Origin of the sequence: Streptomyces sp. NPDC085931, assembly GCF_044540565.1 — a bacterium.
Classification (GTDB): Bacteria; Actinomycetota; Actinomycetes; order Streptomycetales; family Streptomycetaceae; genus Streptomyces.
The window spans coordinates 177,602-192,106 of sequence record NZ_JBITSK010000002.1 but is presented as its reverse complement, the minus strand read 5'-3'; the positions used below and the strand labels follow the sequence as shown (position 1 = coordinate 192,106).

At 69.8% G+C, this 14,505-nt stretch carries 12 protein-coding genes; 7 read left to right on the top strand and 5 right to left on the bottom strand.

Translation table 11 applies throughout. From position 1 onward, the window contains the following. The first annotated feature begins 31 nt into the window (after positions 1–31). Positions 32–610, top strand: a complete 579-nt coding sequence (locus tag ACIGAN_RS03890) for a dTDP-4-dehydrorhamnose 3,5-epimerase family protein (protein ID WP_399854687.1) — start codon at positions 32–34, stop codon at positions 608–610. Continuing rightward, positions 607–1,659 carry a Gfo/Idh/MocA family protein gene (locus tag ACIGAN_RS03885; RefSeq protein WP_399854686.1) on the top strand — a complete coding sequence of 351 codons (1,053 nt, stop codon included), beginning with the start codon at positions 607–609 and terminating at the stop codon, positions 1,657–1,659. Before ACIGAN_RS03890 ends, ACIGAN_RS03885 begins: the two co-directional genes overlap by 4 nt. A 246-nt stretch (positions 1,660–1,905) precedes the next feature. Here the strand turns inward: ACIGAN_RS03885 and ACIGAN_RS03880 are convergent, their stop codons facing one another. Then, positions 1,906–2,841: an oxygenase MpaB family protein gene (locus ACIGAN_RS03880; protein ID WP_365098492.1), complete on the bottom strand. Its 936-nt coding sequence runs from the start codon at positions 2,839–2,841 to the stop codon at positions 1,906–1,908. A gap of 423 nt (positions 2,842–3,264) precedes the next feature. Between ACIGAN_RS03880 and ACIGAN_RS03875 the strand changes: the two genes are divergently transcribed. Next, positions 3,265–4,884 carry an FAD-binding oxidoreductase gene (locus tag ACIGAN_RS03875; RefSeq protein ID WP_365098508.1) on the top strand — a complete coding sequence of 540 codons (1,620 nt, stop codon included), beginning with the start codon at positions 3,265–3,267 and terminating at the stop codon, positions 4,882–4,884. A 109-nt stretch (positions 4,885–4,993) separates the two neighbouring features. Here the strand turns inward: ACIGAN_RS03875 and ACIGAN_RS03870 are convergent, their stop codons facing one another. After that, positions 4,994–5,902 carry an LLM class flavin-dependent oxidoreductase gene (locus ACIGAN_RS03870; protein ID WP_365098493.1) on the bottom strand — a complete coding sequence of 303 codons (909 nt, stop codon included), beginning with the start codon at positions 5,900–5,902 and terminating at the stop codon, positions 4,994–4,996. A gap of 338 nt (positions 5,903–6,240) precedes the next feature. Between ACIGAN_RS03870 and ACIGAN_RS03865 the strand changes: the two genes are divergently transcribed. Both ACIGAN_RS03865 and ACIGAN_RS03860 read left to right on the top strand, forming a co-directional pair. Next, on the top strand, positions 6,241–8,139 hold the full coding sequence (locus tag ACIGAN_RS03865) for a 2-oxoacid:acceptor oxidoreductase subunit alpha (protein ID WP_399854685.1): 1,899 nt from the start codon (positions 6,241–6,243) through the stop codon (positions 8,137–8,139). Then, positions 8,129–9,154 carry a 2-oxoacid:ferredoxin oxidoreductase subunit beta gene (locus ACIGAN_RS03860; protein ID WP_399854684.1) on the top strand — a complete coding sequence of 342 codons (1,026 nt, stop codon included), beginning with the start codon at positions 8,129–8,131 and terminating at the stop codon, positions 9,152–9,154. The genes ACIGAN_RS03865 and ACIGAN_RS03860 overlap by 11 nt, the downstream gene beginning before the upstream one ends. Before the next feature lie 135 nt (positions 9,155–9,289). On the opposite strand, the gene ACIGAN_RS03855 is transcribed toward ACIGAN_RS03860, so the two are convergent. Both ACIGAN_RS03855 and ACIGAN_RS03850 read right to left on the bottom strand, forming a co-directional pair. Further along, entirely contained in the window at positions 9,290–9,697 is a 408-nt protein-coding gene (locus ACIGAN_RS03855; RefSeq protein ID WP_365742586.1) for a hypothetical protein, read from the bottom strand. A 227-nt stretch (positions 9,698–9,924) separates the two neighbouring features. Further along, entirely contained in the window at positions 9,925–10,500 is a 576-nt protein-coding gene (locus tag ACIGAN_RS03850; RefSeq protein WP_365096927.1) for a TetR/AcrR family transcriptional regulator, read from the bottom strand. Positions 10,501–10,625: 125 nt separating this feature from the next. On the opposite strand from ACIGAN_RS03850, the gene ACIGAN_RS03845 reads away from it, so the two are divergent. Beyond that, positions 10,626–11,780 carry an FAD-dependent oxidoreductase gene (locus ACIGAN_RS03845; protein ID WP_399854683.1) on the top strand — a complete coding sequence of 385 codons (1,155 nt, stop codon included), beginning with the start codon at positions 10,626–10,628 and terminating at the stop codon, positions 11,778–11,780. Positions 11,781–12,508: 728 nt separating this feature from the next. On the opposite strand, the gene uppS is transcribed toward ACIGAN_RS03845, so the two are convergent. Then, complete coding sequence (gene uppS, locus ACIGAN_RS03840) at positions 12,509–13,351, bottom strand: polyprenyl diphosphate synthase (protein ID WP_399854682.1); 843 nt, start codon at positions 13,349–13,351, stop codon at positions 12,509–12,511. 261 nt (positions 13,352–13,612) lie between these two features. Here uppS and ACIGAN_RS03835 point away from each other — a divergent pair, with 261 nt between their 5' ends. Next, positions 13,613–13,918 carry a hypothetical protein gene (locus ACIGAN_RS03835; protein ID WP_399854681.1) on the top strand — a complete coding sequence of 102 codons (306 nt, stop codon included), beginning with the start codon at positions 13,613–13,615 and terminating at the stop codon, positions 13,916–13,918. The last annotated feature ends 587 nt before the right edge of the window (positions 13,919–14,505 follow it).

The window sequence follows — 14,505 nt, the reverse complement described above, 5'->3', positions numbered from 1 at the left end:
CCCCGGCTCCTGCGACGGAGAGGAGAACACGGTGCGTATCGCCGCGACGGCGATCACCGGGGCGTATCTGGTGACCCCCGAGCAACTGCCGGACGAGCGCGGCGCCTTCTGGGAGGGCATGCGTGCCGACAAACTCGAGAAAGTGCTGGGTGAGCCGTTCGTGCCCCGGCAGATCAGCTACTCCGTGTCCCGCCGCAACACCCTGCGCGGCATCCACACGGTGGCCGTACCGCCCGGGCAGGCCAAGTACGTCAGCTGCGTACGCGGCGCGCTGCGCGACATCATCGTCGACCTGCGCATCGGCTCACCCACCTTCGGCCGGCACCACGTCTGCACCCTCGACGCGTCCTCCGGCCGCTCCCTCTACATTCCCGACGGCGTGGGCCACGGCTTCGTGGCCCTCAGCGACGACACCTGCATCTGCTACGTGATGTCGACCGTCTACGAGCCGGGCACCCAGATCGACATCAACCCCTTCGATCCGGAACTGGCCCTGCCCTGGGACCTCACCGAGGAACCCCTGATGTCCCCGAAGGACAGGGCCGCACCCGGCCTCGCGCAGACCCTGGCCGCCGGGGTGCTGCCCCGCTGGAACCAGGAGACCCCGTGACGGACGTCCTTCGCATCGGCGTGCTCGGCAGCGCGGAGATCGCGCGCCGCCGGATGCTGCCGGCCTTCGCCCGCTCCGCGGCCTTCGAGGTCACCGCGATCGCCTCCCGGGACCCGGACCGCGGCGCGGCGGCCGCCGCACCCTACGGCGCGCGCGTGGTGCCCGGCTACGCCCGGCTGATCGAGGACGGCGACGTGGACGCCGTCTACGTCCCGCTGCCGCTCGCCCTGCACGCCGAATGGGTCGAGGCGGCCCTGCGCGCGGGCAAGCACGTGCTGGCCGAGAAACCGCTGAGCACCTCCCCGGAGGTGAGCGCGGACCTGTTCGCGCTGGCCCGCCGCCGGGGCCTGGCCCTGATGGAGAACGTCATGTTCGTCCACCACGGCCAGCACGCCCGGGTGCGCCGGCTTCTCGCGCAGGGCGCCATCGGCGAACCACGCTCCGTCCAGGCGACGTTCACCGTGCCCCGGCGCCCGGCCGGAGACATCCGCTACCGCCCGGAGCTGGGCGGCGGCGCCCTGTGGGACACCGGCGTCTACCCGGTGCGCGCCGCGCAGTTGCTGCTCGGCACCGGCCTGACCGTCGTGGGCGCCGTCACCACGGCCGCCGCCGGCTTCGACGTCGACACCTCCGGAGCCGCGCTGCTGCGCCGGCCCGGCGACGGCGTCGCCGTCCAGCTGTCCTACGGCCTCGACCACGCCTATCGCAGCTCCTACGAGATCGGCGGCAGCTCCGGCCGGCTGACCCTCGACATGGCGTTCACCCCGCCCGCCGACCATGTCCCCGTACTCCGGCTCGACGACTCCTCCGGCACCCGGGAGCTGCGGCTGGAGCCCGAGGACCAGGTGGCCGGCACCGTCGCGGCGTTCGCCGAGGCGGTGCGCCGCGGCACCGTGGACACCGAGCACGAACGGGCCACGCTGGAGCAGGCCCGCCTGCTGCGCGACATCCGCGCAGGCGCCGCGGCGGCTTCGGCCGCTGCAGAGGCCTCGGCTACGGCTGCGGCTGCGGCTGCGGCTGCGGCTCGGGCTCCGGTACCGAGCGACTGAGCACCGCACCGGGCGGCGCGCACATGACCGAGCGGCACACGGTCCGACCGTGTGCCGCTCGGTCATGAGGTGGAGAGAGGGGCCGGACAGGGCCGGACAGGGCCGGACGGGGCCCGGACGCGGGGTCGGTCACGGGCCCGGCCCCGGAGACCGGATCGCGCGGGCCGGCCGAGGGCCGGCCGTGCCAGGGCGATCAGTCAGGGCGGTCAAGGGACGACGTGCGTGGCGACGCGGCGGGAGCGGCGCTCAGCCGGCGTTTCCCCCGACCGTGTGCGCGGGACCCAGCTCCTCCATCTTGAACTCACCCGTGGGGAAGCTGGGCGTGGGCAGCGGGTCGGGGTAGGCGGCCTCCTCGCGCGGCGGCTGCCGGCGCACATAGGCCGCCCGCGCCTTGAGCGCGGCGTCCACGGCCAGCCGCAGCGGCCGCGACGGCTCGGACACGCCGAACGCCTTGCGCATGTGCGGGGTCAGGAGCGCGGGCAGCGCCGCCGCCGCCACCTTGCGTCCCAGCGGCTGGAGCCGCTTCGGGAGCCAGGCCGCCATGGGCTCGATGACCGTGTTCCGCAGCACCTGCCACAGCGTCACGGCCTCCGGCGAATACGCGAACGTCCGCTCCACGTACTCGTCGTGGAACCGGGCGAACTCCTCGTACGAGCCCGGGATGTTCTTCAGGCCCATGAGTTCGCCCTGCTCCCGCATGTGCAGGTACGCCGCGGTCCGCTCCTGGTCGGTCAGCGGCCGCCAGCCGTACCGGTCCACCCAGCGGATCTGGATGAGCATGCTGGTGGCGAGGACGAACAGGTACTCCTCGTTGCTGATGCTCCACTGCTCCTTCTCGTCGCTGATGTGGCGGACCGCGTTCTTGTGGATGCGGTTCATCTGCCGGACGGCGGCCCGGCCGCGCTCGTCCTTGAACCCGCGCCGCACCATCTCCAGGCTGATGAGGGCGAAGTGCTCCATGCGCCGCTGCGTGTTGTGGGTCAGCTCCCCGGTGCGCACCAGGAGCGCGGCCATGTGGGGCGGCGCGACGCTGTTGCAGAACGCCAGCGCGCCCGCGACGCTGAAGTCCCACGGGAACTCGTAGCCCATGTCGAGCCACCAGATGCGGCTGTACTCCTCCTTGACGTCCATGCCCTCGATCTCCCGGAGTCGGGCATACCGTTCGTTCTTGTCGATGGCCATGGTGCGGCCTCTCCTCTCGCCGGTCACCTCGGAAAACAGCGGGTCGTCTGACGCCCGGGCCCTACCGGCCGTTGCGCCCGTGCCGGGGGCGGGGGAGCAGCGGGACGACGGCTCCCGCGCGACGACCATGCCCGAAAAGAAGGCCGTCCGCCCCGCGCCGCCCGCGACTGCGTCAAGTCGCCCCCCGGCGCACCGCGTTACCCGCTCCGCGTCGGCACCCCCTGTCACCCGGCGTGCCCCAGCCGCTCGACGCGTCCACAGTGCGTCACCCGGCCCGGCCGCGCATCACCTCAACGTGACCGGCCGAGAGGCTACTTGACATACACGCGGAGCATCTGTGTCGGCCCTGCCCGGCCATGGGCACGCTGGGGGCCGCTTGGCAACCCACCAGGACGCCCTCGCCGAATGGAGCTGCACGTGAGTATGTTGAACAGGCGACGGTTCATGGCCGGAGCGGGCGCCGCTGTGGCCACCTCCGGGACCGTCACCGCACTCGGTACGCTGTCGCCCGCGCACGCGGCCCCCGAGACCGCCTCCGGCGCGATCCCGACGGTCAGACCCGGTGACCCCCGGTACGTCGACATGGTGTCGGGCATGAACGCCCGCCTCGTCGGCACCCCCGAGGCCGTCCGGCTGCCCGCCACCACGCAGCAGGTGGTCCAGGTGGTGCGCGAGGCCGTCGAGGCCGGCAAGCGGATCGTGGTGCGCAGCGGCGGTCACTGCTTCGAGGACTTCGTCTTCAACAAGGAGGCCCAGATCATCGCCGACCTGCGGCTGATGAACCGGGTCGGCTACGACGAGCGGCGGCGCGCCTTCTTCGTCGAGCCCGGCGCCACCCTCCTCGACATCTACGAGACCCTGCACAACGGCTGGGGCGTGACGATCCCCGGCGGCGGCTGCCACAGCGTCGGCGCGGGCGGACACTTCGCGGGCGGCGGTTACGGCGTCCTGTCCCGGGCACACGGCATCGTCATCGACCACGTGTACGCCGCCGAGGTCGTCACGGTCGACCGCAGGGGCCGGGTGCGGGCCGTCGTGGCCACGCGGGAGCCGAACGACCCCCACCGCGACCTGCTGTGGGCGCTCGCCGGCGGTGGCGGCGGCAACTTCGGCATCGTCACCAAGTACTGGCTGCGCAGTCGCGGCGCCAAGGGCGACGACCCGAGCCGGCTGCTGCCCCGGCCGCCGTCCCGGGTCGTCTACACCCAGGTCACCTGGCCCTGGGAGCAGATCACCGAGGCCGGCTTCACCAACCTGCTGCGCAAGTACGGCCAGTGGTCCAAGGACAACGCCTCCATGGACTCGGAATACCTGGACCTCGGGCACTGGCTGTTCCTCAACCACGTGTCGGCCGGCACCCTCTTCCTCGTGGCGCAGATCGACGCCGACAAGCCCGGCGCCCAGCAGCGGATGGACGCCTTCGTCGACTTCCTCAGCGACGCCATGGGCGCCCGGCCCAACTGGCGCGACTCCCAGAACCTGCCGTTCATGAAGGCCACCACCTACAGCACCACCGGCGGTGAGACCCTCAACAACCCGAACCTGCGCACCTTCCACAAGTCCGCCTTCGTCAAGGACGTCTTCCCGCAGCGCCAGATCGACGCGCTGTACAAGCACCTGACCCGCAAGGACTACAACAACACCTACAGCTACATCGTGCTGGCCTCCGCGGGCGGCCGGATCAACCAGCTGGGCCCGCACGACACCCCGGCGCCGCACCGCGACGCGCACCTGGTGATGTTCTACGAGTCGTACTGGCACCGCGCCGACCAGGACGAGGCCAACATCGCCTGGCTGCGCGACATCTACCGCGACGTGTACGCCGACACCGGCGGCGTCCCCGTGCCCAACGACGTCACCGACGGCTGCTACATCAACTACCCGGACAACGACCTCAGCGACCCCGAGTTCAACAAGTCCGGCATCCCCTGGCACCAGCTCTACTACAAGGACAACTACGCGCGGCTGCAGAAGGTCAAGGCCACCTGGGACCCGCGCAACGTCTTCCGCCACCGGCAGTCCATCGAGCTGCCGGGCAGGTGACACTCCCGCCACACGAAGCGGGCTGTGCGACCCGGCCGGTCGCACAGCCCGCTTCCGCGCTGCCTCCGTCCCGGCCGGCCTCAGGACTGCGGCCGGGACGGAGCTGACCTCACAGCAACGCGCGCGCCTCGGCGATGAGTTCCACCTGCCGCTCCCAGTCGCCGCCGTCGACCAGGAGGTCGAGATGGTCGGCGCCGGCCTCCGCGTACGCGGCGAACCGCTCCGCGGCCTCCTTCGGGCTGCCACCGATCGGCACCAGCCGCGCCTCCTCGGGTGCCAGCCCGTACATGTCCACCAGGCTCTTCTCGAACGCGACGCGCGCGGAGCGCACCGACTCGTCGTCTCCGAGCCCGGCGTGCAGCCACACCGTGGTGCTCGGCGCGGGCCGCCCCGCCTCCTCGGCGGCCTCCCGCAACTTCGCGACACCGCGGGCCACCGTCGCGGGGGAGACCATCGACGGCAGCCAGCCGTCCGCGTACCGGGCGGCCCGCCGGATCGCGTTGTCGGAGTTGCCGCCGACCAGCACCGGCGGCGCCGGCACGGCGGGTGCGAGCGTCAGCGCGGTGCCGTCCGGCAGCGTCGTCTCCTCGCCGGCGAGCAGCCCCGGCAGCAGTTCGAGGGAGCGCTCCAGCCGGGTGTTGCGACCCTGCGGTGTGGCCCCCACGGCCTGCCAGAACGGAGTCCCGGGGGCTCCGCCCGACCCGACACCGAGGATGACCCGGTTGCCGGACAGATGCTGCAGCGTGCCGATCTGGGCGGCGGTCCAGGCGATGTTCCGCAGCGGCAGCACCAGGAGGCTGAAGCGCAGGTCGACCCGCGTGGTGACGGCGGCGGCGGCCGAGAGCGCGACGGTGGCCTCCAGGGCCGGCGCGCCGTTGCCCATGATGAAGTCGGACACGGACACGGAGTCCAGACCGGCCTGTTCGACGTGGCGGGCACCGGCCGCTATGCCTGGGAAGCCCTTCGGCGCCAGGTCGGCCATGGTGGGCAGGGAAATGCCGACTTTGATCGCTGCCAAGACGTCCTCCGTGTCGCATGACGAATGGGAACGCCACCGCCGGGGGCGGACCACCGGACCCCTCCGGGGATCTGACCGCATGGCGATGGCCGTTGCAGCCTAGCGACGCGGAGCGGCCCGGACCTGCACGAGGCCCGCACTATGTCAGCTTGCCTGCCCGCCGCGGCACGCGCCCCGCGAACGGACACTTGACGAAGCCCTGGATACCGCGTTGCCTCGCGGTCACGCGATGGGATCCACTCGTCGTCGTCAGGAAGACGCCGGGGCGCCTGGACCGCCCAACTCAGCGACGCCCGGCGGGTGCTCGTGGTCAGGACGACTCTGGAGTCACAACCGACATGACTGTTGTAGCCAAGGACCCCGGCGACCTCGTCGAGGGACGGAAACCGGTCACGCGTCTGGACCGGGTGATCATCAGGTTCGCGGGGGACTCGGGTGACGGTATGCAGCTCACCGGTGACCGTTTCACCTCGGAGACGGCGTCGTTCGGCAACGATCTGTCGACGCTGCCGAACTTCCCGGCGGAGATCCGGGCGCCGGCCGGGACGCTGCCGGGTGTGTCGTCGTTCCAGTTGCATTTCGCCGACCACGACATCCTGACGCCGGGGGACGCGCCGAATGTGCTGGTGGCGATGAATCCGGCGGCGCTGAAGGCGAACATCGGCGATCTGCCGCGTGGTGCGGAGGTGATCGTCAACACGGACGAGTTCACCCGGCGGGCGATGCAGAAGGTCGGCTACGAGAGGTCCCCGCTGGAGGACGGGTCGCTGGATGGTTATCACGTGCATCCGGTGCCGCTGACCACGCTGACGGTGGAGGCGCTGAAGGATTTCGACCTCACCCGCAAGGAGGCCGAGCGCAGCAAGAACATGTTCGCGCTGGGGCTGCTGTCGTGGATGTATCACCGGCCCACGCAGGGCACGGAGAGGTTTCTGCAGTCGAAGTTCGCCAAGAAGCCCGATATCGCGGCGGCCAACATCGCCGCGTTCCGGGCGGGCTGGAACTTCGGTGAGACGACGGAGGACTTCGCGGTCTCCTACGAGGTGGCGCCGGCGGCGACGGCGTTCCCGCCGGGTGTCTACCGCAACATCTCCGGCAACCTGGCCCTGTCCTACGGGCTGATCGCGGCGTCGCGGCAGGCGGATCTGCCGTTGTATCTGGGCTCGTACCCGATCACTCCGGCCTCGGACATCCTGCACGAGCTGAGCCGGCACAAGAACTTCGGGGTGCGCACGTTCCAGGCGGAGGACGAGATCGCCGGGATCGGGGCGGCGCTGGGCGCGGCGTTCGGCGGTTCGCTGGCGGTGACCACGACCAGTGGGCCGGGGGTGGCGCTGAAGTCGGAGACGATCGGGCTGGCGGTGTCGCTGGAGCTGCCGCTGCTGATCGTGGACATCCAGCGCGGCGGGCCTTCGACGGGTTTGCCGACCAAGACCGAGCAGGCGGATCTGCTGCAGGCGATGTTCGGCCGCAACGGCGAGGCCCCGGTGCCGGTGGTCGCCCCGCGCACTCCGGCGGACTGTTTCGACGCCGCGCTGGAGGCGGCCCGGATCGCGCTGGCCTACCGCACGCCGGTGTTCTTGCTCTCCGACGGCTACCTGGCCAACGGCTCCGAGCCCTGGCGTACCCCGGAGCTTGAGGAACTGCCGGATCTGAGGGTGCAGTTCGCGCAGGGCCCCAACCACACCCTGGACGACGGCACCGCAGTGTTCTGGCCCTACAAGCGCGACCCGCACACCCTGGCCCGTCCCTGGGCCGTCCCTGGCACCCCGGGTCTGGAACACCGTATCGGCGGCATCGAGAAGCAGGACGGCACGGGCAACATCTCCTACGACCCGGCCAACCACGACTTCATGGTCCGCACCCGCCAGGCGAAGATCGACGGCATCGACGTGCCCGACCTGCACGTCGACGACCCGGACAGCGCCCGCACCCTCGTCCTCGGCTGGGGCTCCACCTACGGACCGATCACCGCCGCGGTACGGCGGCTGCGCCGGGCCGGGGAGTCGATCGCCCAGGCCCACCTGCGCCACCTCAACCCCTTCCCGCGGAACCTCGGTGAGGTCCTCGCCCGCTACGAACGGGTCGTCGTACCCGAGATGAACCTGGGACAGCTGGCGGCACTTCTACGTGCCAAGTACCTGGTCGACGTGGTCTCCTGCACGCAGATCAATGGCATGCCGTTCAAGGCGGAGCAGCTGGCCCGCGCGCTGGAGGAGGCATCCCGTGGCAACTGACCTCAAGCTCACCGCCAAGGACTTTAAGTCGGATCAGGAAGTGCGCTGGTGCCCGGGCTGCGGTGACTACGCGATCCTCGCCGCCGTGCAGGGCTTCATGCCCGAACTGGGGCTGGCGAAGGAGAACATCGTCTTCGTCTCCGGCATCGGCTGCTCCTCCCGCTTCCCGTACTACATGAACACCTACGGGATGCACTCCATCCACGGCCGCGCCCCGGCCATCGCCACGGGCCTGGCCAGCAGCCGCCGCGACCTGTCGGTATGGGTGGTCACCGGCGACGGCGACGCCCTGTCCATCGGCGGCAACCACCTCATCCACGCCCTGCGCCGCAACGTCAACCTCAAGATCCTGCTGTTCAACAACCGCATCTACGGCCTGACCAAGGGCCAGTACTCCCCGACCTCCGAGGTCGGGAAGATCACCAAGTCGACGCCGATGGGCTCGCTGGACGCGCCCTTCAACCCGGTGTCGCTGGCGATCGGCGCGGAGGCGTCGTTCGTGGCCCGGACGGTGGACTCCGACCGCAAGCACCTGACGGAGGTGCTGCGCCAGGCCTCCGCCCACGAGGGCACGGCGCTGATCGAGATCTACCAGAACTGCAACATCTTCAACGACGGCGCCTTCGACGCCCTGAAGGACAAGCAGCAGGCCGAGGAGGCCGTGATCCGGCTGGAGCACGGCAAGCCGATCCGCTTCGGCGCCGACCAGGCCAAGGGCGTCGTGCGGGACGAGCTGACCGGGGATCTGAAGGTGGTTGCCGTCACGCCGGAGAACGAGGGACGGATCCTCGTCCACGACGCGCACTCCCCGTCGCCGACGACGGCGTTCGCGCTGTCCCGGCTCGCCGACCCGGACACCCTGCACCACACCCCGATCGGCGTGTTCCGCTCGGTCGAGCGGCCCGTCTACGACACGCAGATGGCCGACCAGCTGGACCAGGCCGTCGAGCAGCACGGCAAGGGCGACCTGGCCGCGCTGCTGGCGGGCGGCGACACCTGGACCGTCGTCGGCTGACCGCGCAGAAGAAACCGAAAGGGCCCCGGCCGCGCATCGCGCCCGCGGAGTGCAGCGCACTGCGCGGCACCCGCCACCGCGCCTGCGGCCGGGGCAGCCCTGCTACCGCCTGTCCGGGCGGGGGAGTCGCCACCGCTAGGACCGCAACGCGTCGAATCGCATGAACCCCGTGAAGCGCGCCGCGAAGGAGGGCGAGACCTGGTCGTCGAGTGAATTCCGTACGCCCGCCGTCACCTCGGGATCGGGTTGTCCGAACACCTCGAAGCGTTCCACCCGGCAGTGCTTCATCACTTCCCGGATGTACGGCTCGGACATCTTCCAGTGCGCGAGGACGGACTCCGAGTCCCGGTACATCTGGAAGCTGTGTGCGAGCAACTTCTGCTCGTCGATGAACACCTCCACCATGACCTGGGGACCATGCTCCTCCACGAATCGTACGGCCCGCTCCGTGGCTTCCCGGTAGGCGTCGAGATGCCCTTCGGTGATGCGCATGGTGTTGCGGAAGAGGAGGATTCCGCTGTCCGGTGCGTCCACGTTGTCCACGCCTTCAGCCTCCGCGGCGATTGCTCTTCGGATCACGACATCCCCACACGTTCCCCGAGGGGCGCCCGCGGACTCCCCCAGGGCGCGCCCACCGGCGGACATCACCCCGACGGCCGTCCCCCATGGCTCACGGCACACCCGCGGCGCGGCTTCGAAGAGAACGGCGGAATCGCAGAAGAGACAGCCACGGTCGCGCGAGGGGCTGATGCCGTGCCCGGCGTAATCCGTTACGCGGCGTTCCAGCCGTGCTCCAGAAGCGCGAACGCGGTGTCCACGGCCTGCTCGGCGTCGTCGGTGCGATGGGCGAAGGCCGAGGTCTCGAGCGCGAAGTGGGCGAGGGCGGCGCACCGGTAGTCGTCGGGCTGCCGGCCCGTGGCCTCGGCGATGGCGCGGGCGAGCGCGTCCTGGTGACGCATCCACATGCGGTGCCCGTACTCGCTCAGGGCGGGCGTGTCGGCGACGAGGCGGAGGAAGGCGGCGAACCGCGGGTCGGAACCGCGGACATCGATGCGGATGCGCTTGATGTGCGCGCACAGCGCCTGCGGGATGCTCAGCCCTTCCGGCCGGTCGCGGACGGCGGCGACGAGGGCGGCCTCCTGCTCGGTGTCTTCGTCGAAGACCAGGGCTTCCTTGGTGGGGAAGTACTTGAGCAGCGTGGTGGTCGACACGTCCACGGCGTCCGCGATGTCACGGATGGTGACGTTGTCGTAGCCGTGCTCCAGGAACAGGTTCAGGGCGGTGTCCGCCAGCGCCTGGCGGGTGGCGGCCTTCTTCCGCTCGCGACGTCCGACGGGTGTGCTCATGGTCGCATCATACAGAATCGCGATGCGATGCAAAAAGTTGTGTCGTTGCACTTTCTGTATGGGTGTGCTTTTTTTGGTGTGCAGGCCGATGAGACGACGTGCGGCCCCGACCAAGGAGAACGACCATGAACGCTCCCACTCCCCGCATCGCGATCATCGGGGCCGGCCCCGGCGGACTGACCTGCGCCCGGATCCTCCAGCGCCAGGGCATCCCGGTCACCGTCCACGACCTTGACGCCTCCCGCACCAGCCGCAACCAGGGCGGAACCCTCGACATGCACCCCGGCACCGGCCAGCACGCCTTGCGTGCAGCCGGACTGTGGGACGCGTTCACCGCGCTCTCCCGCCCCGAAGGCGAGCAGATGCGGCTGGTGAGCCGGGACGGCCGAGTCCTGATCGACGCCGTGCCGGCCCAGGACGGCCGGGGCAAGCCCGAGATCGACCGCGGACAGCTCCGCGACCTCCTCCTGGACTCCCTCGAACCCGGCACCGTGCGCTGGGGCCACCAGCTCACCCACGCCGAACCGCTGGGCGAAGGCACCCACCGGTTGCACTTCGCCGACGGCTCCACCGCCGAAGCCGATCTCGTCGTGGGCGCCGATGGCGCCTGGTCCAAGGTCCGCCGCCTGGTGTCCGACGCGACACCCGTCTACACCGGCGTCACCTTCGTCGAAACCGGTCTCGACGACGCCGACCACCGCCACCCCGAGCGCGCCGCCCTCACCGGCAACGGCACCATGATGGCCCTCGACAACAACCAGGGAATCATCGCCCAGCGCAACAGCGGTGGCCACATCCGCGTCTACATCGGAATGCGCACCGACGAGGACTGGTACCAGCGGCGCAACCTCGACCTGAACGACAACCAGGCCGTCCGCGAAGCCCTGTTGAAGGAGTTCACCGGTTGGGGCGACGACCTGCTCGGCTTCATCACCGACACCGACACCGACACCGACACCGGCTACACCAACCGGCCGCTCCACGCTCTCCCCGTCCCGCACACCTGGCCCCACACCCAGGGTGTCACCCTCCTCGGCGACGCCGCCCACCTGATGTCCCCGTTCTCCGGCATGGGCGCCAACCTCGCCATGCGCGACGGCGCCGACCTGGCCGCCGCCCTCATCGAGCACCCCTCCACCGACGACGCGATCACCGCCTACGAGGACATCCTCTTTCCTCGCTCCAGCGAGGCCGCCGAAGGAGCGGCCGAAGGCATAAACAGCGCCTTCGCCCCCGACAGCGCCACCCAGGCCCTCGCCCACATGACCCGAGACCAGTGAGGTGCCGAGAAGGCCAAGTACCAGTGCCCGCACGCTCCGGCACTAACGTCACGCGGCTTCACCGAGACGGAGGGCACCAAACACTGCCCCATGGCGGAACGGCTCCTCCATCAACCGATGCTCACCGTCGCAGAGGCCCACTCGGCCTGTCGGCCGAGTCCACGGCCGGAGTCGACATGCGATTCAACCGGGAACCCGGGGGCACCTTGAACTCCATGACGACCGGGGGCAAGTCGTACCACTACCTACTGACACGATCGGACCAGTCATCGCGGCTATTCACTGCGGTGCCGGTCTCGTCGGCGAGCCCAACGAATCGCCGACGTCGACCATCGCACCTTGTGTGGCGTCACGTGTGCTGTCGGCGGAGGCGCTCCGGTCACTGTTGCGCCACATTGAGTGCGTAATCCTGATACGAAGGAGGCGCATGATGCTGCACTTTGCAGACTCTTCCGGGAAGGGATCCTGGATACCTGATGGCTGGGAGATTCCCATATTCCTGGGCTCAATGGCTCTTGTTGTCATCATGGTTGCTGTCGCGCGATGGCGTCAAAGGAGGTGAGGTCTGCCTCTACTTCCTCACTCGGCCGGCTCCAGCACAGACATCATCCAGGGCTGGACTGGCTCGGCGGCCTGATGAGTCGGATCAGACGGCTGGCGACATCGCCGCTCGGATCGCCAGCCGGCACTGCTGCCGAAGTGCGTGCTGTAGCTTGACCGTGCTGAGGTCAGCGCGGGCCGGTCAGGCTGGTGGGCTGGGCCGGGATGCGGGGGATCGAGCCGTAGCGGCGGGTGCGGCGGGCGTACTCTTCCATCGCGTGCCACAGGTCGCGGCGGTCCATGTCGGGCCACGGGGTGTCGGGGAACAGCAATTCGGCGTATGTGGCTTGCCAGGGAAGGAAGTTGGAGGTGCGCTGGTCGCCTCCGGTGCGCGGCAGCAGGTCGACGTCGGGTAGTTCCGGGACGTGCAGGTAGCGGGCGAAGGCGTGTTCGCAGACCGAGCCCGGGTCGATCCGTCCGGCGGCCGCGTCCCGGGCGATTCTCGCTGATGCCGCGATCTCGGCGCGGCCGCCGTAGTTGACGCACAGGGTCAGGGTCAGTCCGGTGCGGTCGCGGGTGGCGTGCTCGGCGTCCGTGAGAGCGGCGACGACGTCGGCCGGCAGAGGCCCGCGCACTCCGGTCCAGCGCAGGCGGACGTTCAGTGGGGCGGTGTCGTTCGCCAAGCGGCGCAGTCTCTGGGGAATCTCGTCCATCAAGGCGGTCAGTTCGTCGGCCGGGCGCTTCCAGTTCTCGGTGGAGAGGGCGTACACGGCCAGGTGGGACAGGCCGATCTTCAGAGCACCGTGGACGACATCGGCCAGTGCCTCGCCACCTGCCCGATGGCCGTCGCTGCGCGGCAGGCCGCGGCTGGTGGCCCAGCGGCCGTTGCCGTCCATGACGATCGCAATGTGACGGGGCTTGGCTTCGGTGGGCAGTGTGGGCGGGCGGGCGCCGGACGGGTGGGGGGTCGGAGGAACGATCGGGTTGCGCTGGGCGTCGAGCCGGCGCACTTCCTGGGCCAGTACGGGCACGTGGGAACCCGCACCCACCACATGTGGCCCGCCCGAGGAAGAAACCGGCAGCCACGTGACCCGCAGCCCTTGGCGTCCATGCAAGCCCCACGGGCACGTGCTGCAACGCCTCCTCGCTGCCTCCCCTGCGTGCCAGACGGGGGAGCTTCGCCCCTGGTCGGCGATCCAGTGCCGGATCGCGCGAAGCGTCCCGTACGGTGCTGCGCCAAGGCAGCTTGTCGCGGCCTCTGGCGACAAGCACACATGAAGCGAGGTGCCGTCATGGCTGTCCGGGACAGAAGCGCCACGATCGGAGCGAGCGGGGTCGAGCAACTCCACCTCTCCGTCGGTAAGCAATGCACCGTCGAGATCCGTCAGCCCCGCGACACCTTGACGCTCAGCCGCCGCAAGAACGGCGTCAACCTCGACCTGATCGAGGACAACCCCAACTTCACCGGCCTCTTGACCTCTCAGACCATCCCCTGGGGCACGATCCGCGCACTCGGGCCTCAAGGACTGCAAATCCTCTACCGTGTACGAACCGGCAGAGACGTCACACTCGTCCCGGAATTCGAATTCGAGGACTGAGTACCCACGCCGGCTGGTGCGGTCGACGGCGAGGGAAAGCCGGTGGCCTGAAGCGGGCGTACGGGTATCGAACGCCTGCGCGAGACGGGATAAGCTCACCCAGAACCACTGGCCGCCAGTACGGAGCTGGGCATGCACTAAGGGCTGTCCCGCTGCTCAGGGTTGCTGGCATGATGGCGTCCATGACCGCATACCGAAAGGCCGATGCCGCGTAGACGGCCCGGCAGGCTCCGCGCCGACCACCGGCATGGCCCGCGTACCTGGAGCGATCCGCCGCCAAGTCGGATCCACTGGCTTTCAACTCGCGCCAGCCTGACGATACACTGAGTCGAGAGGCTCTCAACCGACTACTACGTGTACCCCGGCGCCACAGACCGAGCGTTGAGACGATACCGATCCTTTGCGCTATCGCCAGGACGCGGCTCCCTGTACCCGCAGGCTGCGGAGTGCTCGTGTCGCGGGTGTTCCTTTGACGATGTGCGGCACGCGAGGGACGTCCTTGATGAGGTACTGCAGCAACTGCCGGCGGGTGCTCGCGAGGAACTGAGGCGTCGGGTGGCTTCCCTGGACGCCGCGTACATCCGGCG

Coding starts and splice junctions, on each gene's coding strand:
- ACIGAN_RS03880 (WP_365098492.1), bottom strand. CDS start 2,841: ATGGCCATCGACAAGAACGAACGGTATGCCCGACTCCGGGAGATCGAG.
- ACIGAN_RS03875 (WP_365098508.1), top strand. CDS start 3,265: ATGTTGAACAGGCGACGGTTCATGGCCGGAGCGGGCGCCGCTGTGGCC.
- ACIGAN_RS03865 (WP_399854685.1), top strand. CDS start 6,241: ATGACTGTTGTAGCCAAGGACCCCGGCGACCTCGTCGAGGGACGGAAA.
- ACIGAN_RS03850 (WP_365096927.1), bottom strand. CDS start 10,500: ATGAGCACACCCGTCGGACGTCGCGAGCGGAAGAAGGCCGCCACCCGC.
- ACIGAN_RS03845 (WP_399854683.1), top strand. CDS start 10,626: ATGAACGCTCCCACTCCCCGCATCGCGATCATCGGGGCCGGCCCCGGC.
- ACIGAN_RS03835 (WP_399854681.1), top strand. CDS start 13,613: ATGGCTGTCCGGGACAGAAGCGCCACGATCGGAGCGAGCGGGGTCGAG.